Source organism: Mesorhizobium sp. M3A.F.Ca.ET.080.04.2.1 (genome assembly GCF_003952525.1).
Lineage (GTDB): Bacteria > Pseudomonadota > Alphaproteobacteria > Rhizobiales > Rhizobiaceae > Mesorhizobium.
The window spans coordinates 5,829,314-5,846,360 of the sequence record NZ_CP034451.1 but is presented as its reverse complement, the minus strand read 5'-3'; the positions used below and the strand labels follow the sequence as shown (position 1 = coordinate 5,846,360).

General features: G+C 61.4%; 19 protein-coding genes and 1 tRNA gene. 13 read left to right on the top strand and 7 right to left on the bottom strand.

Annotated elements, in window-relative coordinates; translation table 11 throughout:
• Positions 1-31 precede the first annotated feature (31 nt).
• The 7 genes from EJ074_RS27890 (at position 32) to EJ074_RS27860 (ending at position 6,256) form a co-directional block, all read left to right on the top strand.
• Positions 32-973 (top strand): LysR substrate-binding domain-containing protein, encoded by a 942-nt coding sequence (locus tag EJ074_RS27890; protein ID WP_095807207.1) that lies wholly within the window; start codon positions 32-34, stop codon positions 971-973.
• A gap of 142 nt (positions 974-1,115) precedes the next feature.
• Positions 1,116-2,000 (top strand): cytochrome c oxidase subunit II, encoded by an 885-nt coding sequence (locus EJ074_RS27885; protein WP_095807271.1) that lies wholly within the window; start codon positions 1,116-1,118, stop codon positions 1,998-2,000.
• A 21-nt stretch (positions 2,001-2,021) separates the two neighbouring features.
• Positions 2,022-3,791, top strand: a complete 1,770-nt coding sequence (locus tag EJ074_RS27880; protein WP_129553903.1) for a cbb3-type cytochrome c oxidase subunit I — start codon at positions 2,022-2,024, stop codon at positions 3,789-3,791.
• Complete coding sequence (locus tag EJ074_RS27875) at positions 3,788-4,492, top strand: cytochrome c oxidase subunit 3 (RefSeq protein ID WP_095807205.1); 705 nt, start codon at positions 3,788-3,790, stop codon at positions 4,490-4,492. The genes EJ074_RS27880 and EJ074_RS27875 overlap by 4 nt, the downstream gene beginning before the upstream one ends.
• Before the next feature lie 10 nt (positions 4,493-4,502).
• A complete protein-coding gene (locus tag EJ074_RS27870; RefSeq protein ID WP_095807204.1) occupies positions 4,503-5,222 on the top strand; it encodes a heme-copper oxidase subunit III family protein in 720 nt (239 codons plus the stop codon).
• Positions 5,223-5,231: 9 nt separating this feature from the next.
• Positions 5,232-5,624, top strand: a complete 393-nt coding sequence (locus EJ074_RS27865) for a cytochrome C oxidase subunit IV family protein (protein ID WP_095807203.1) — start codon at positions 5,232-5,234, stop codon at positions 5,622-5,624.
• 158 nt (positions 5,625-5,782) lie between these two features.
• On the top strand, positions 5,783-6,256 hold the full coding sequence (locus tag EJ074_RS27860; protein ID WP_095807202.1) for an aminoacyl-tRNA deacylase: 474 nt from the start codon (positions 5,783-5,785) through the stop codon (positions 6,254-6,256).
• Between the two features lie 42 nt (positions 6,257-6,298).
• Here the strand turns inward: EJ074_RS27860 and EJ074_RS27855 are convergent, their stop codons facing one another.
• On the bottom strand, positions 6,299-7,117 hold the full coding sequence (locus tag EJ074_RS27855; RefSeq protein ID WP_095807270.1) for a DUF2189 domain-containing protein: 819 nt from the start codon (positions 7,115-7,117) through the stop codon (positions 6,299-6,301).
• Here EJ074_RS27855 and EJ074_RS27850 point away from each other — a divergent pair.
• Positions 7,116-7,418 (top strand): hypothetical protein, encoded by a 303-nt coding sequence (locus EJ074_RS27850; protein WP_135905077.1) that lies wholly within the window; start codon positions 7,116-7,118, stop codon positions 7,416-7,418. The genes EJ074_RS27855 and EJ074_RS27850 overlap by 2 nt on opposite strands.
• 58 nt (positions 7,419-7,476) lie before the next feature.
• On the opposite strand, the gene EJ074_RS27845 is transcribed toward EJ074_RS27850, so the two are convergent.
• From EJ074_RS27845 to tig, 4 genes are all read right to left on the bottom strand, one after another.
• Positions 7,477-8,403, bottom strand: coding sequence for a heme o synthase (locus tag EJ074_RS27845; RefSeq protein WP_095807200.1), 927 nt, complete (start codon positions 8,401-8,403; stop codon positions 7,477-7,479).
• A gap of 32 nt (positions 8,404-8,435) precedes the next feature.
• Positions 8,436-8,816 carry a cytochrome c family protein gene (locus tag EJ074_RS27840; protein WP_095807199.1) on the bottom strand — a complete coding sequence of 127 codons (381 nt, stop codon included), beginning with the start codon at positions 8,814-8,816 and terminating at the stop codon, positions 8,436-8,438.
• 267 nt (positions 8,817-9,083) lie between these two features.
• Positions 9,084-9,602, bottom strand: a complete 519-nt coding sequence (locus EJ074_RS27835; protein WP_245420403.1) for a hypothetical protein — start codon at positions 9,600-9,602, stop codon at positions 9,084-9,086.
• 178 nt (positions 9,603-9,780) lie between these two features.
• Positions 9,781-11,265 carry a trigger factor gene (tig, locus tag EJ074_RS27830; protein WP_129553902.1) on the bottom strand — a complete coding sequence of 495 codons (1,485 nt, stop codon included), beginning with the start codon at positions 11,263-11,265 and terminating at the stop codon, positions 9,781-9,783.
• Positions 11,266-11,607: 342 nt separating this feature from the next.
• On the opposite strand from tig, the gene EJ074_RS27825 reads away from it, so the two are divergent.
• Together EJ074_RS27825 and EJ074_RS27820 are read left to right on the top strand one after the other, a co-directional pair.
• Positions 11,608-11,692 (top strand) — tRNA-Leu (locus tag EJ074_RS27825).
• 612 nt (positions 11,693-12,304) lie between these two features.
• A complete protein-coding gene (locus tag EJ074_RS27820; protein WP_129553901.1) occupies positions 12,305-12,964 on the top strand; it encodes a hypothetical protein in 660 nt (219 codons plus the stop codon).
• Between the two features lie 48 nt (positions 12,965-13,012).
• Here EJ074_RS27820 and EJ074_RS27815 read toward each other — a convergent pair whose 3' ends face one another.
• Positions 13,013-13,594, bottom strand: coding sequence for a GDYXXLXY domain-containing protein (locus EJ074_RS27815; protein WP_095807196.1), 582 nt, complete (start codon positions 13,592-13,594; stop codon positions 13,013-13,015).
• Positions 13,591-14,709, bottom strand: coding sequence for a DUF2157 domain-containing protein (locus EJ074_RS27810; RefSeq protein WP_095807195.1), 1,119 nt, complete (start codon positions 14,707-14,709; stop codon positions 13,591-13,593). The genes EJ074_RS27815 and EJ074_RS27810 overlap by 4 nt, the downstream gene beginning before the upstream one ends.
• Positions 14,710-14,943: 234 nt before the next feature.
• Here EJ074_RS27810 and EJ074_RS27805 point away from each other — a divergent pair, with 234 nt between their 5' ends.
• The 3 genes from EJ074_RS27805 to trmFO all read left to right on the top strand — a co-directional run bounded on the left by EJ074_RS27805 (position 14,944) and on the right by trmFO (position 17,043).
• On the top strand, positions 14,944-15,084 hold the full coding sequence (locus EJ074_RS27805; protein WP_006335194.1) for a DUF1127 domain-containing protein: 141 nt from the start codon (positions 14,944-14,946) through the stop codon (positions 15,082-15,084).
• Between the two features lie 51 nt (positions 15,085-15,135).
• Positions 15,136-15,276 carry a DUF1127 domain-containing protein gene (locus EJ074_RS27800; RefSeq protein ID WP_095807194.1) on the top strand — a complete coding sequence of 47 codons (141 nt, stop codon included), beginning with the start codon at positions 15,136-15,138 and terminating at the stop codon, positions 15,274-15,276.
• Positions 15,277-15,633: 357 nt separating this feature from the next.
• A complete protein-coding gene (trmFO, locus tag EJ074_RS27795) occupies positions 15,634-17,043 on the top strand; it encodes a methylenetetrahydrofolate--tRNA-(uracil(54)-C(5))-methyltransferase (FADH(2)-oxidizing) TrmFO (RefSeq protein ID WP_095807193.1) in 1,410 nt (469 codons plus the stop codon).
• Positions 17,044-17,047: the final 4 nt, after the last annotated feature.

Here is a 17,047-nt window from a genome sequence, read left to right as displayed (position 1 = left end):
AAAATTCTTGGGGTAGCTATACGCTGGACGTATGGCTGGTTTCGCGAAACTCGTTCCCTGCGCGCGCGGACTTCTTGTGTTTGAGGCGGCTGTCCGTCTGGGAAGCTTTACGGCCGCCGCCCGAGAATTCAACGTCACGCAACCTTCCATCAGCCGCAGCATTGCCCAGCTCGAGGCTGATTTTGGTGTCGCTCTTTTCGCCCGAGGGCCGACTGGATTGACCGTGACCGCCGACGGCCGTGCGCTCTATTCGGCTGTACGGGAAGGATTCGACGGCATCGCGGAAGTGATCCGGAGATTCAAGCAGAACAGCGCTGCAAGACCGGTGGTTACACTCTCACTTTCGAGTTCGCTGGTAACGCATTGGTTCGTTCCGCGATTGGGTGTGTTCAACACGAGGTTTCCAGATGTGGACCTGAGGTTCGAACTCATTGCGGGCGTTTTGCGAGGACCTGCCGAGAATGTCGACCTTGCTACAAGAATTCTGGCCGATGACGACATGCACTATCACAGCTGGCCGTTCTCACCGGAAATCATCGTTCCGGTGTGCAGCCCGTCCTATTTGTCGGCCCACGGTCGGCTGATGCATGAATCGGACGGCCAGGGTCATGTCCTGCTTCATCTCACAGACGCCAGGTTGCAGTGGCTGGACGCCTGGGGCAGCGTTGCCGATCGCAAGATCAGCAAGGCAAAGCGGCTCGAATTCTCTGATTATGCTGTCGTCCTCCAAGCGGCGATGAACGGCGAAGGCGTCGCGCTCGGCTGGCTGAGCAACGTTTCGAGAGCATTGCTCCAGGGAACACTTGTCCCGGCGTCGGACCGACAGATCAATACGGGTCGGATCCATCAACTGGTTGCGCCGCGCTCGCGGCCGGTACGGCCCGTCGTCTCCGATATCTGCGCCTGGATGATCGCCGAGATGCAAGCCGAGTTGAAAGCCTTGCGCCCAATATTGCGGCTGGACATCTCATAGCTGCTGCAGGCGATACAGCAGCGCCGCAGCAACGTTTTCCCCTTCAGACAGTCGGCTCTGGAATTTCAACTGGAAATCGAGCATGATGCGCTCTGGCTTTCGCGGATGTTTCGTGCGTCGCGAATGCCCGGAGGAACGGGACATGGCCGTTGCGCTTGTACTCGTTTTGGTCGTCGTGGGCTCGGTGTTGTTCCACTTCCTGAGCCCATGGTGGTGGACGCCCATTGCCTCGAATTGGGACTATATCGACCACACCATCATCATCAGCTTCTGGATCACCGGCGTCGTCTTTTCGGCTGTCGTGCTCTTTATGGCCTATTGCGTCTTCCGCTTCCGCCATCGGGAAGGCAATCGCGCTGTATACGAGCCGGAAAACAAGCGGCTCGAATCGTGGCTGACGATCGTCACCGCGGTCGGTGTCACCGCCTTGCTGGTTCCAGGTCTGTTTGTCTGGAGCCGCTTCGTCAACGTTCCAACCGATGCGACAGAAATTGAGGTCATCGCCCAGCAATGGCAGTGGAGCTACCGCTTGCCAGGCAAGGACGGCAAGCTCGGCACTTCGGACACGCGCGACGTGACGGCTGAGAACCCGTTAGGCATCGCGCCCAAGGATCCCAACGGCCAGGACGACGTCGTGGTCGAGGCCGCCGACCTGCACCTGCCGGTCGGCAAGCCGGTCAAGGTGCTGCTGCGTTCGATCGACGTGCTGCATGACTTCTACATCCCGGAATTCCGCGCCAAGATGGATATGATCCCGGGATCCGTCACTTATTTCTGGTTCACTCCAACCAGAACCGGAACCTTCCAAGTCTTGTGCGCCGAGCTCTGCGGCCAGGGACATCCGCTGATGCATGGCGTGGTCATGGTCGACAGCGAGCAGGATTATCTGGCCTGGCTCGGCCAGCAGCAGACTTTTGCGCAATTGTCGGCGCCGCAGCAAACAGGCTCGGCGAACCAGTTGCCGGGAAAGAAGGTGGCGTCCGGTTTGGACGTCGCGGCAAAAGTCGAATCTGTCGAGGCCCGCTGAACAGGGCACGGAGGTGCTCCCATGGTCGACGTCACACCCGCCGATGCCGTTCCACCCGCCGAAGTGGGCGAGATGGAACTCTACCATCCGCACAGCTGGTGGACGAAATACGTCTTTTCACAGGACGCCAAGGTCATCGCGGTGCAGTATTCGGCAACGGCGACGGCAATCGGCCTTGTGGCCCTGGTCCTGTCCTGGCTGATGCGCCTGCAACTCGGCTTTCCCGGCACTTTCGACTTCATCACCCCGGAGGCCTATTACCAGTTCATCACCATGCACGGCATGATCATGGTGATCTACCTGCTCACCGCCCTCTTCCTCGGTGGCTTCGGCAACTACCTCATTCCGCTGATGGTGGGCGCCCGCGACATGGTCTTTCCCTATGCCAACATGCTGAGCTACTGGGTCTATCTGCTCGCCGTGCTCGTTCTGGTGGCGAGCTTCTTCGCGCCGGGCGGTCCGACCGGCGCCGGCTGGACGCTCTATCCGCCGCAGGCGATCATGACCGGAACGCCGGGAGGCCAGGACTGGGGCATCATCCTGATGCTCTCTTCCCTCATCCTGTTCATCATCGGCTTCACCATGGGCGGCCTGAACTATGTGGTGACGGTGCTGCAGGGCCGCACCCGCGGCATGACCCTGATGCGCCTGCCGCTCACCGTCTGGGGCATCTTCACCGCCACGGTCATGGCGCTGCTTGCCTTCCCGGCCCTGTTTGTCGCCTGTGTCATGATGCTGCTTGACCGCCTGCTCGGCACCTCCTTCTTCATGCCGGCGATCGTCGAGATGGGCGAGCAGTTGCAGCACAATGGCGGCAGCCCGATCCTGTTCCAGCATCTGTTCTGGTTCTTCGGTCACCCGGAAGTCTACATCGTCGCCCTTCCGGCCTTCGGCATCGTGTCAGACCTGATCAGCACGCATGCGCGCAAGAACATCTTCGGCTACCGGATGATGGTGTGGGCGATCATCGCCATCGGCGCCCTGAGCTTCGTGGTCTGGGCGCACCACATGTATGTCAGCGGCATGCATCCTTATTTCGGCTTCTTCTTCGCCACCACGACGTTGATCATAGCCGTTCCCACCGCCATCAAGGTCTACAACTGGGTGCTGACGCTGTGGCGCGGCGACATCCACCTCACCATCCCGATGCTTTTCGCGCTCGCCTTCATCGTCACCTTCGTCAATGGCGGCTTGACCGGGCTGTTCCTCGGCAATGTCGTCGTCGACGTCCCCCTGTCGGACACGATGTTCGTCGTCGCCCATTTCCACATGGTGATGGGTGTCGCGCCGATCCTGGTGATCTTCGGCGCAATCTACCACTGGTATCCAAAGGTCACCGGACGGATGCTGGACGAGACGCTCGGCAGGTTCCACTTCTGGGTCACATTCCTCGGCGCTTACCTGATCTTCTTCCCCATGCACTATATCGGCCTGATGGGTGTGCCGCGGCGCTACGCCGAACTGACGGACATGACGATAATGACGGAGTCAGCCCACCATCTGAACTCGTTCATCAGCATCATGGCCTTCATGGTCGGCTTCGCCCAGATGGTCTTCCTGTTCAACCTGATCTGGAGCATCCGCCACGGGCGCGAGGCAGGCGGCAATCCTTGGCGGGCCACGACGCTCGAGTGGCAGACGCCGCAGACGCCGCCGGCTCACGGCAATTTCGGCAAGGAACTGCCGATCGTCTACCGCTGGGCCTACGACTACAGCGTGCCGGGCGCCAAGGAGGACTTCATTCCACAAAACGTCCCGGGCGACTTCGGCCCGACCAAGGAACCGGCATGAGCGTCATCCTGGTCTTCCTGCTGGTGATCGCCGGCTTTGCCGGCTGGTGGCTTTCGCACCAGCGGCTGACGGCCAAGCCGTGGCTGGAGCAAGGCCTGGCCGGGGACTACGTCGGCCTCGAGCGGTCCGCCCTGCCCACCGCCAAAATCGGGCTCGGGGTCTTCCTCGCCGTCGTCGGCTGCCTGTTCTCGCTGTTCACCAGTGCCTATTTCATGCGGATGGGCCTGTCGGACTGGCGGCCGCTGCCGCTGCCGCGCCTGCTTTGGCTCAACACCGGCGTCCTGGTGCTGAGCAGCATCGCTCTCCAATGCGCGGTGGTCGCCGCGCGCAAAGGTCAGTTGGATATGGTCAGGCTCGGGCTGGCAACCGCCGGGCTGACGGCGCTCGCCTTCCTGGCCGGCCAGCTGATGGCCTGGCGGCAGCTGACCGCAGACGGCTACTGGCTGGCCTCCAACCCGGCCAACAGCTTCTTCTACCTGATCACCGGAATGCATGGCCTGCACATCGTGGGCGGTCTGGTCGGCCTGGGCAGGACGAGCATCGGCGCGTGGAACGGAGCACGGCCCGAGAGGCTCCGCCTCAGCGTCGAGCTCTGCGCCATGTATTGGCATTTCCTGCTTTTCGTCTGGCTGGCCATCTTTGCCCTGCTCGCCGGCTGGGCCGCGACCTTCATCGACATTTGCCGACAGCTGCTGACCTAGGAGACCGGCGATGGCTGAGACGACAGTGACGCATAGCGGCCAGATGGATCGGCCCGAGGGCTGGCACGGCATCGTCGCCGACTGGGCGTCGGATCAGAGAGCATTCAAGAACGTGTCCTGGGGCAAGGCCATGATGTGGATCTTTCTGCTCAGCGACACCTTCATCTTCGGCTGCTTCCTGCTCTCCTACATGACCGCCCGCATGTCCACGCGCGTGCCCTGGCCCAACCCGAGCGAGGTCTTCGCGCTGCGCATTGGCGGTTCGGAGATCCCGCTGATCCTGATCGCCATCATGACCTTCGTGCTGATCTCGAGCAGCGGAACCATGGCCATGGCGGTCAATTTCGGCTACCGCCGCGACCGCCGCAAGACCGCGATCCTGATGCTCTTGACCGCAGCGCTCGGCGCGACGTTCGTCGGCATGCAGGCCTTCGAATGGACCAAGCTGATCACCGAAGGGGTACGGCCATGGGGCAATCCCTGGGGCGCCGCGCAATTCGGTTCGTGCTTCTTCATGATCACCGGCTTCCACGGCACCCACGTCACGATTGGCGTCATCTTTCTGATCATCGTGGCGCGAAAGGTCTGGCGCGGCGACTTCGACGTCGGCCGGCCTGGTTTTTTCACCAGCCGCCGGGGCCGCTACGAGAATGTCGAGATCATGGGACTCTACTGGCACTTCGTCGACCTGGTCTGGGTGTTCATCTTCGCCTTCTTCTATCTTTGGTGAGAGGCAGACATGGCTGAAGCAACCGCAAACGGTCTGGGACAACACACGCTGCACACCACCCATGATGCAGTGGCCGTCTCCAAGTCCGACACGCATCAGGAGCACCCGATCAAGCTCTATCTTGTGGTCTGGGCATGGCTGTTCATTCTCAGCACCTGCTCCTACTTGGTCGACTATTTCGGCCTCCATGGCTATCTGAGATGGTCGCTGATCCTGATCTTCATGATGCTCAAGGCGGGCCTGATCGTCGCCGTCTTCATGCACATGGCCTGGGAGCGGCTGGCAATGATGTATGCGATCATCCTGCCGCCGATACTGGTGCTGGTTTTCGTGACGATGATGGTCTTCGAAGCCGACTACACGCTTCTGACCCGTATAGCGTTTTTCGGGCCGGGCCCCTGACCGCGGTTCGAATCCGTTCGCGGCGGCCGGGACCGCGAATGCCGGCGCCTTGAAACGATAGGCAGTCGATCCAGTTTTCCTGGTGTGGCAACCGGGGCACGAGAGTGATCGCCCTCGTTTGCGCATGCGTCGTGAACCCAAGCAAAAGGACGCGAAAAATGACGATAGCAAACAGACTGAGGGATTTTATCGACGGCAAGGGCATCCCGTACGACACCGTCGCGCATCACCGCACGTCCACCAGCAGGCAGGCCGCCATTGCCGCGCATGTGCCGGGCAGCATGATGGCCAAGTCGGTGGTCGTTCACCACGAGCTTGGCTATGCGCTGGCGGTTGTCCCAAGCACCCACAGGATCGAGCTCGGCAAGCTGCAGGATGTCATGGACAAGCGCCTCGGGCTGGCTTCCGAAGACGAGGTGGTCTCGCTCTTCGATGATTGCGACGTCGGTGCCATTCCGCCGATCGGCGCGGCCTATGACGTGCCAGTGATTCTGGACGAAAGCCTGGGCAATGCGGCCGATATCTATTTCGAGGGCGGCGATCACAAGACGCTGGTGCATGTCAGCGGCAAGGATTTCCACAACCTGACCACCGGCGCGCGCCAGGCGCGGTTCAGTCACCCGGCCTACTGAACGCACCGGCCCACCCGCCGATGCGTTCGAGGCAGGGACCGCTCAGCTCGCCGGTCTGGGGGCGGCCGGCGGCTCCACCACCTTGCGGTAGACATGCCAGGTTGCGTGACCGAGGACAGGCAGAACAACCGCCAGCCCCGCGAACACCGGCAGCGAGCCGATGATCAATCCGACAGCGACGATCAAGCCCCAGACCGCCATGACGATCGGGTTCGCCAGCACCACGCGCACAGAGGTGTGAATGGCTTCGTAGGCACCTACGTCACGATCGAGCAGCAGCGGGAAAGCCACGACGGTTGTGCATAGCACCACCACGGCGAAGACGAAGCCGATGGCATGTCCGAGGATGATCAGCGTCCAGCCGCGTCCGGTCGCGAATATCTGGTCGATGAAGCTGGACAGTGACGCCGGAGGCTCGGGCCCGAACAACTGCTCGTAGAAAAGCTTGGCCGTCAAAAGCCACGTGATGAAGATGGCAAACAGCATGATCCCGACCGCGGCGATTGCTGGCAGCGCCGGGGAGTTCCGGACTTCGAATGCGTGGCGCCAGGATGCGTCCAGTCCGGCTTCGCGTCTGCGGCTGATCTCGTAGAGGCCGATCGCCGCGAAGGGACCGATCAGCGCAAAGCCCGATACAAGCGGAAACAGCAGCGGCAACGCATTGGCGCCGGAAGTCCACACCGCAAGCACCACCCCGACAAGGGGGTAGATCAGGCATAGAAACACGATATGGGACGGCTTCACCATGAAATCGTCCACACCGCGCCTGAGTGCGTCGAAAAGATCGGACACACCGATTTTCCGGACTTTCGTGTGCTCCAGCGTCTCGCTGGCACCTGCAATCACATGGAAATTAGCCATGACCATTCCTCCAGACCAGGTCCGGCAAAGGTCGCGGCCGATGGTGCTGCCGTTTGGCATGGGTGGCCACGCAAACCGCGACCTGCACCGGTGCCAATATACGCTTCTGCATGGCATTTGTCGCGCGTTGTCGACGAGCTGCGCAAAGCACGCATGGCTCGCAGGGATGCTGGCAGGCAAGGCCTTTCTTGGATATTATTTGAAGCCGAAGGAGAAGGTCATGGACTCAAGGACGCTTCTCATACTGGGGATCGGCATAATCGCCCTGCTGGTGCTGGGCTTCTATTCGCTGCCGGCCTAGGTCGACGGCATGGCGCGAAAATTGCCGGCCTGAGTTCCGGGCGACCTCGCGCAGGCCGTCAGTTCGCTGCCAGCCGCATAACGATCGTGTCCGCGAGCAGCATCGCGAACAGCGCGAAAAGGTAGACGATCGAATAGGCAAACAGCGCTTTCGCCGGCCTCATGTCCTGGTCCGGAGCGGCCAGAACCTTCCAGGCACGCCAGATGAAGCCGCCGCCCAATACAGCCGAGGCGATTGCGTAAAACCCGCTGGCAAATCCAAATGGCCACGGCAGCACGCCGACCGGCGCAAGAAGCAGCGCATAAACCAGGATCTGTCTTTTCGTCGAAGCCTGGCCGGCTACGTTCGGCATCATGGGGACACCGGCGGCGGCGTAGTCGCCAATCTTGAACAACGCCAACGCCCAGAAATGTGGAGGCGTCCAGAGGAACACGATCAGGAAAAGGATGAGGCTTTCGCTGCCGACCTCGCCGGTGGCAGCCGCCCAGCCGATGACGGGTGGCAGCGCCCCCGCCGCTCCGCCAATCACGATGTTCTGCGGCGTCGAGCGCTTCAGCCACATCGTGTAGATCACGACATAGAAGAAGATGGTGAAAGCCAGGAGCGACGCGGCAAGCCAATCCACGAGCACGCCAAGCGTCATGACCGAAAGCGCCGAAAGCACCAGCCCAAAGCCGAGCGCCTCGCCTGGCGCGACGCGGCCGGACGGCACCGGCCGCTTGGACGTGCGCGACATCAAGGCGTCGATGTCCGCGTCGTACCACATGTTGAGGGCGCCGGCCGCCCCGGCGCCCACGGCGATCGCACCGATCGCGATAATGGCGATGATCGGATTGATCCCAGCAGGCGCCACCATGAGACCGACGAAAGCGGTGAAAACGGCCAGGGCCATGACGCGCGGTTTCAGCAGCGCGAAGAAATCGGCAGCCGTCGCTTCCGAAAGGCCGACGCGCGTGTCTCTAAGGTCGCTTTCCTTCACCGACATTGCGCTACCAACGATGAGGCAGGAACAGTCGACTAGTTGGAGAATTGCTTCAGATAGGCAATGACGTTGGCCACGTCTTCATCCTGCTTGAGGCCTGGAAACGCCATTTTCGTCCCTTTGACCATCGCCTTGGGATCATGAAGATAGGTGGCCAGCGTGGCTTCGTCCCATTTCACGCCGGATTTGCCGGCTGCGATCATCGCCTCGGAATATTTGAAATCCGGATGTGTGCCGGCGGTCCGGCCGATCACGCCATGCAGCGATGGCCCGACCTTGTTCTTGTCCTCGTCCGCAACGTGGCAGACTTTGCATTTTACAAAGACCTTCTCACCTGCCGCAGCATCCTGTGCCTGTGACGGATGCACAATGAAGACGACAGCAGGGATGATGGCAAAGAACGCGATCGAGCGCATGGCATTTCCTTTTCTGATCGCCGTTGGTGCGCGTGCCAATCGCGGTGGCATGCGCCCTTCACAGCAGAGCGGAATATCCGCATCTCCCCAGTGGAACTGCGTTACCTACATACCATGGAATTTGGCGCCCGGGTAGGAAAAGCCAAGATTTGCCGAGGTTTAATGCTTCTGACCCAGAGGTGTGCAGCGGTTCTGGGACGACGTGCATCAAACAAAAGCTTGTTGGGTAGCCTGAGCCCGCTCCGCGCAACGCGAAGCCCGACCGGCTCAGGGCGGATCGGTGTTGCAACTCGCAGCCATCCGGCCGACCGCCTCGGACAGTCCGGCCAGCTCGAAATCGGCCTCGCCCCGCCCCGAAAGCAGGCCAAAGCGCCACGAAAGTGAAAGCCGGCTCGCCGATGCCAGCCGTCTGATGCCGTCGGCTCCCTCCCGGACCAGCATCCTGCCGCGCGGCCCTACTGACCAGCTTTCATCGAACTTCCTGCCGTCGTCGACCATGACCGACATGGTAATCTTGCGGCTGGCCGATACGGCGTCGCTAAGCTGCAGCCATTCGCTCCAGCGCGGCTCGCCCTCAGTGCGGCAGGCCAGCGTCAGCACAGGGCTGTAGCCCAGCGCACCGCCGCCGGTGAGCAGCTTGTTGGTAGCATGGAGCGAAGCCGTGACCTGGCCGTCGCTGCCGGTATCGATGCGCCAATCGCCGAGATCGGGCCCGGCCTGGGCCGCGGTGGCAACCAAGAACGCTGCGGCCGCGACCACGCCCCTCATATTGAATGCCAGCCCCACCGGTGCCTCCAACGACCTGCGAAACGCATTATCGCGCAGATAATCATCAACGTCCGGTATCTCCAGCGGCGGGCAAGCATCTGAACTTGGTCGTGTTGCCGCCTTGCCACAATGATAGCAGCTGGCAACAAAAAAGGCCGCCTCTTGGGCGGCCTTTTGAAATCAGCTTGCTGAACCTTTACTCGGCGTCCTTGGCGGCCTTCTTCTTCGGAGCGGCCTTCTTCTTGGGCTCCTCTGTCTCCTCGGCCGCTTCACTTGCCTTGGCCTCGGCCTTCTTCGACGCAGCCTTTTTGGCCGGCTTTGCCTTGGACTTGCTTTCTGCTTCCTCGTCGTCAGCCATCAGCTCTTCCTTGCTGACCTTGAGGTCGGTGACCGAGATCTGGCCGAGCAGGTGATCGACGACCTTCTCTTCGAACATCGGCGCGCGCAACGAATTCAGCGCATCTGGATTGTTGCGGTAAAACTCGAAGGCTTCCTGTTGCTGGTTGGCCGGGACGCGGCGGATCTGTTCGAAGAGGCCACGCTGCAATTCCTCATCGGACACACTCACGCCGGCCTTCTCGCCGATCTCGGCAAGCACGAGGCCGAGGCGCACGCGGCGTTCGGCCAGGCGCATATATTCGGCACGCGCCTCTTCTTCCGTCGTCTCTTCGTCGGCAAAACTGCGTCCGGCCGCCTCGAGGTCGCGATTGACCTGGGCCCAGATGTTGTTGAACTCGGCCTCGACGAGCTTCGACGGCGCCTCGAACGAATAAGACGCGTCGAGTTGGTCGAGCAGTTGACGCTTCACCTTCTGACGGGTCATTGAGCCGAACTGGTTTTCGATCTGGCCGCGCACAATCTCGCGCAGTCGCTCGAGCGATTCCAGGCCGAGATTCTTGGCCGTCTCATCATTGATCTCGAGTTCGCCCGGCTTCGCCACTTCCTTGACGGTCACGTCGAAGGTGGCTTCCTTGCCGGCGAGATGCGCGGCCTGGTAGTTTTCCGGGAACGTGACCGTGACCAGCTTCTCGTCGCCGGCCTTGGCACCAATCAACTGGTCCTCGAAGCCCGGAATGAACTCCTTGGAGCCGAGCACCAGCGGCTGGTCGGTGCCGGCGCCGCCAGCAAAAGCCTCGCCGCCGATCTTGCCGACATAATCGATGGTCACGCGGTCGCCTTCGGCGGCCTTGCCGGTCTTCGGCTCGTAGCCGCGGGCCGACTCCGCCACGCGCTTGACCTGCTCGTCGATCTCCGACTCCGGCACGTCGTAGACCTGACGCGTCACCTTGATGTCGGAAAAATCCTTGATTTCGATTGCCGGGATGATTTCGTAATTGAGGCTGAATTCGAAGTCGGCGCCGCCCGCCAGGATCTTCTCGGCCTCCTTCTCGTCCTCGGTCATGATCACTTCGGGCTGCATGGCGGCCTTCTCGCCGCGGCCCGAGATGATCGAGCGGGTCGAGTCATTGAGGATCTCGTTGACGACCTCGGCCATGAACGACTTGCCGTAGACTTTGCGCAGGTGCTGCACCGGGACCTTGCCGGGGCGGAAGCCGTTGATCCGCACCTTGCCGCGCGCATCGTTGAGCCGGGCCATCAGCTTGGCTTCCATGTCACCGGCCGGCACGGTGATCTTGATCTCGCGCTTGAGACCGGAGTTGAGCGTTTCGGTGACCTGCATCCTAAAACCTTTGTTTTCACCAATGAGGCTGCCAAACGGGCTCACCCGTTTACAGCCTGCCGGTACAATCTTGCCGGAAATGGCTTTTGGTACGGAACCGGGTGATTTGACCGCCGAGCGGCTCAAACTCTCCTGAACTACGCATCCAAAATGTGAATAAGTCTTTGTTTTTCCTACTTCTTTTCACATTCTACAGAAGCGGATCGTCGCGTCCCGTCACATTCGACACGCCTTTTGTCACAGGCGAGCCTAATTTTCAACCATCTTCGCGATTAGCCGAATGTCGGCCATTTGGACCCCGACATTGACAGAATGATGACTACATGGGATTGCCGGGGGAACGCGGATGTGGCGGAATTGGTAGACGCCCTGGATTTAGGTTCCAGTGCCGAAAGGCGTGGGGGTTCGAGTCCCTTCATCCGCACCACCCTTCGCTCTTCGAGCTTCGGGTGGCAGGCCACCTGAAGATGGATGGACGAAGGGGCCTCGCCGAAGCCTTGGGAAAGATCGGAGCCATCAACTCCTGGCGGCGCAAGCAAGTCCTTACGTTCGCGAAGACAATTCGCTTTTGCGTTTCCGATACACTTGAAATAGTCCGATAACAGGTTCTTAGTTGCAACAGGCGGGTTGGGGCTCTGTCAGGTTGTGCGCGCAGTTTCTCTGGTTCTGGGGATTGGGTCAGTTGTCTTGGCAGCGACGTGTCAGGGTGAGGCTCTGGAGTTCACTCCGGCTACCTCTCCAGGCGGGCAGCCCATGCTTGTTGTCTCCGGTGAATTTGGCGCCAATGAGCCCGTGAACGCCTTTGGCAACGCGGTTGCGAGCAGCGGGGCCAGGGTAATTGTATTCAACTCCCCCGGCGGCAACGTCGGCAGTGCGATGCGTCTAGGGCGTATGATCCGCGCGGCAGGGTTGGATCCTTCAGGTTCACCAATTGCAGTGCGCTTCGGCCTGTTCACTGGCTTTCTTGGGCGGCGTCCACCGGGTTGCAGAACCGGGTTCTATCGGCGTTCATCGGGCTTTTTTGAAACCGGCGGACGGGATGTCCATCGAAGAAGCGGCGGCCCGTGTCCAGCTCGGAACGGCCGCAATCATATCCTATGTCATCGAGATGGGAGTGGATCCCAGCCTGATGGAATTGGCTTCGAGCTATGACCAGCATGACATAAGATACCTGTCGGCCAGCGAAATGGCTGAGTTGCGGGTGACCAATGCCACAGCGGACCAATCGCCCGCAGATACATCGCAGCTGTCTACGAGGGTAAACCCGGCGCCCGCGCCTGCTCGCGCACCAGATGCCGTGCAACAGCCGGAAAGCGTTGCGGTCGCCTTCATCAGGGATCTCATCGAGCATCATGGCGACAACGACGATTTCGCTCTTGCTCAAGCCCAGGCGTCCTACGCTCCCACGGTTGAGTATTATGGCAAGTTGACGAATCTGGGTTCGATCATTCAGGGCAAGAGGAGCTACTACCGGCGTTGGCCTGAACGCGGATATAGCGTCCGCAATGACAGCATTGTGGTCACCTGCGCTGACGATCGCTGCAAGGTCTCGGGCGTCTATGACTGGGTTGTGCGCAGCCCCTCGATACACAAGCAGGAAAAAGGCGCAGCAAACTTCAGCTACACGATTTCGATCGGTGCTTATCCAAAAATTATCGCAGAGACAGCAGTGTTCAGCGATAACCGGGACCACCGTTAACGCCGACCGTTGCGCCGACGCCGAGACCCTATACTCTAACCCTATACTCTAATAGAGCGGCTCCTCGAACAGAATCCTGTCGCCATCCATCAGCGCCTTGATCTGCGCCGTGCCGTTGGCCGAGAGCGCCAGCTTGATGCCAAACGGCCGCACGCGCATGTCGTTCTGGATCGCCATGCCCTCGCCTTCCGGCAGATAGAACCGCTCGATCCCGTATTCCGGCGTGATCGTCATGTCGGGCGAACGCAGATCCCACCCCTCGGCGACGTGTCCTCTTATGTCGGCCTCGTCCGGAGCCGCCGGCGTCGGTGCCTGGCCGAACCATGCCGCCGCCGGCTGCCAATAGGCGTCGGCACCCTTCTTCAGCCGCACCACGATCGAGGTGTCGTCACTCGAGAACTTGCCTTGCGGAATGTTGGCGATGAGCTTTACCGGGATCCGCGATATGTCATAGCCGAGCGATATGTAGTCGCCGCGCAGCAGATCGCGCGGGTCCACCGGCTCGACCTTCAAGACCACTTCCTTGCCATGGCGTAGCATCGCCGCGCGGCCGGCGATGATCCAACTGAGGAAGCCGGTCTGGACAAGCGCCAGCACCAGCGCGGAGATGATCAGTCTTTTGCCGCTCATGCCGCTGCTCCTCCCCCGGCTGGTGCTCTCATGCGCTTCTCGATGCGGATGATTGCGAGCGCCAGCACGCCGAGCAGCACGGCCGCCGCCAGGAAGAAGCCGGCGGTGCCGAGCATCGATTGCAGCATCACCACATAGATGATGGCGAGTTCGAAGGCGAAGCCGGCATAGGCCAGCCAGCGCAGTCCGCGGCTCTTGGCGCCGCCCAGCATGATCGCCGCTACGATGCCGGCCAAGGCTATGATGGAAGCCACACCGAAGCCGCTGTTGTAAGTGCTTTCGTCGGCGACCTCGAACTGGACCATGGCGATGCCGGCGAGGAAGCCGGCCAAGGCGTGCAAGGGTAGCCGGCCGCCAAGCTGTACGATCCGGTCGACGGGATCGGCCGCATAGACTGATGCCGCGAACACCCCCGCCGAGACGATCGCCAGCGGCACGGAAACCCGCAACACGTCATGCTCCATCCCGAGGAGCAGGAGATAAAGTATGGTCGACAGGATGATCAGGTGGCGCGCCGCCCGGCTGCGCGTCCAGAATGAGATTGCGAACAGAACGATCGCCATGGCGATGAAGAAATGCGGAAAGCCCGCACGCCAGTAAAACCCGAATCCCTTGAGGACCAGCCAGGCGTCGGCAAGGCCGACTGCGGCCACGGTGAGCGGGTTCGAACGCAATGCGATCGCCGCCAGGGCCGTGCCGCCGCACCAGGTGACCAGTGCCGACGCCTCGTCGCCCGACAGATGATACATTTGGCCGATCAGCGCGATCGAGCCGCCGAAGGCCGCCGCGGCAACGATCCACAGCGCCTCGCCGATTGCCGGATGATCGCGTGTCTTCAACATCGCGCCGCCGACATAGCCGCCGAGGATGACGGCAAACAGCGCCACCACCCGTGCGAGACGCGGAATGGCTTCCCAGTTGGCGGCGACGAAGATCAGGACGGCGGCGCCGAACAGAAGTGCCGCCATCATCGCAAGGATCGAGCCGAAACTGAGCGAGCCCCGCTCCTTGGCGGCAATGTCGCGCGTCAATGCGTCGGCCGTCGCCCCATCGAGCAGGCCCGCTTCCTGCCATCGGACGATATCCGCCCTCACCCTAGCCGCATAGCCCGCCATGCGTTTCCCCCAAGCTCGGTCTTTTTTTCAGCCGCGTGTCTCAAGCCGTTGACGTTGCGGCATTTTCCGATTCTGTCTTCTTTGTGTCCCAAGCGTGAATGGCCGTTAATGGTGCAATGCACAATTTGCATTGCTGCCATGCGCCAATGGCACTTTTAAACCGATATGACCCCACTTATTTCCTGTTCGTACGCAGACGGAATAATCCGAACGAAAGACGAAACGAGCACTACCATGAACCTGATCCGCAACTACCGCAACTGGCGCCGTTACCGGGACACCGTCTCGGAACTGAGCCGCCTGTCGAACCGTGAACTGACCGACCTCGGCATCAGCCGCAGCGACATTCATTACGTCGCCCGCAAGGCGGTCTAATCCGCTTCGGACCGCGAATGGTCCGAACCAGTTTTGAAGAGTGACAAGACCATGAACCTGATCCGCAGCTACCGCAACTGGCGCGTTTATCGCGACACGGTTACCGAGTTGGGTCGGCTTTCGAACCGCCAGCTCAATGATCTCGGCATCGTTCGCGACGAGATCAAGATGATCGCCCGCAAGGCGGTCTAAGAGGAATTTCGCCAGGGTCGACCTCCTCCCCGACCCTGACGGATACGGTCAACCCCTACCTCCTCCCAGGGGCTGACCATCGAAACGGCGCCCGCCGGACCTCCTCCCCCGGCGGGCGTTGTTCCCGAAGCGAACGCAGTTCGTCTTCCAGGCAAAAAGGAATTTCGTCAAAGCCGACCTCCTCCCCGGCAATGACGAATAGGCCGATCTTCACCTCCTCCCGAGGATCGACCAACAAAACGACACCCGCCGGACCTCCTCCCCCGGCGGGTGTTGTGTTTTTTGGCGCGTTTTCCCAGATCCACTTCTCGCGGCCGGCAATTGCAATCGCTGCGCTAAGCGACTATTGCGGCGCTCATGGAGAAAAATCCCGTCCACGTCATCGGCGGCGGCCTCGCCGGCTCCGAAGCGGCATGGCAGATCGCCGAGGCCGGAGTCCCCGTCGTGCTGCATGAAATGCGGCCGGTGCGCGGCACCGACGCGCACAAGACCGATGGGCTGGCCGAACTCGTCTGTTCCAACTCCTTCCGCTCCGACGATGCCGAGGCCAACGCCGTCGGACTGCTGCATGCCGAGATGAGGCTCGCCGGCTCGCTGATCATGAGTGCCGGCGATGCGCACCAGGTGCCTGCGGGTGGCGCGCTTGCCGTAGACCGGGACGGCTTTTCCGATGCGGTCACTGCCAAAATCAAGGCGCATCCGCTGATCACCATCCAGCGCGAGGAAGTGCCCGGCCTGCCGCCCAAGGACTGGGACCAGGCGATCGTCGCCACCGGTCCGTTGACGGCGCCTTCGTTGGCGCAGTCGATCGCCGAAGCCACCGGCGCCGACGCGCTCGCCTTCTTCGACGCCATCGCGCCGATCGTGCATTTCGATACGATCGACATGACGACCTGCTGGTTCCAGTCGCGCTACGACAAGGTCGGCCCCGGCGGCACCGGCAAGGACTACATCAACTGCCCGATGGACAAGGAGCAGTATCTCGCCTTCGTGGCGGCTCTGCTGGAGGGGCAAAAGACCGAGTTCAAGCATTGGGAAGGCACACCCTATTTCGACGGCTGCCTGCCGATTGAAGTGATGGCCGAGCGCGGCGTCGAGACGCTTCGCTATGGACCGATGAAACCGATGGGCCTGACCAATGTCCACAATCCCTCGGTCAAGGCCTATGCGGTCGTGCAGCTTCGCCAGGACAATGCGCTGGGCACGCTCTACAACATGGTCGGCTTCCAGACCAAACTGAAGCATGCCGAGCAGGTGCGCATCTTCCGCACCATTCCGGGGCTCGAGAATGCCGAGTTCGCGCGTCTCGGCGGCTTGCACCGCAACACCTACATCAACTCGCCGACGCTGCTCGATCCGTCGCTGCAACTGAAATCGCGTCCTGGCCTGCGCTTCGCCGGTCAGATCACCGGCTGCGAAGGCTATGTCGAGAGTGCGGCAATCGGCTTGCTCGCCGGCCGTTTCGCCGCCGCCGAGCGGCTCGGCCAAGCACTGTCGCTGCCGCCCCTCACAACGGCTTTCGGCGCGCTGCTCAACCACATCATCGGCGGCCACCTCGTGTCGGATGACGAGCCGGGCAAGCGTTCCTTCCAGCCGATGAACATTAATTTCGGCCTGTTCCCTCCGGTGGAAGCACCCAGGATCGAGGGCAAGCGCCTGCGCGGCAAGGACAAGACGGTTACCAAACGCCGCGCGATCACGGCGCGCGCTCTGTCCGATTGCCGTGAGTGGCTGGGGCTGCCTCCGCGGGCGCAAGCGGCGGAATAGGCCT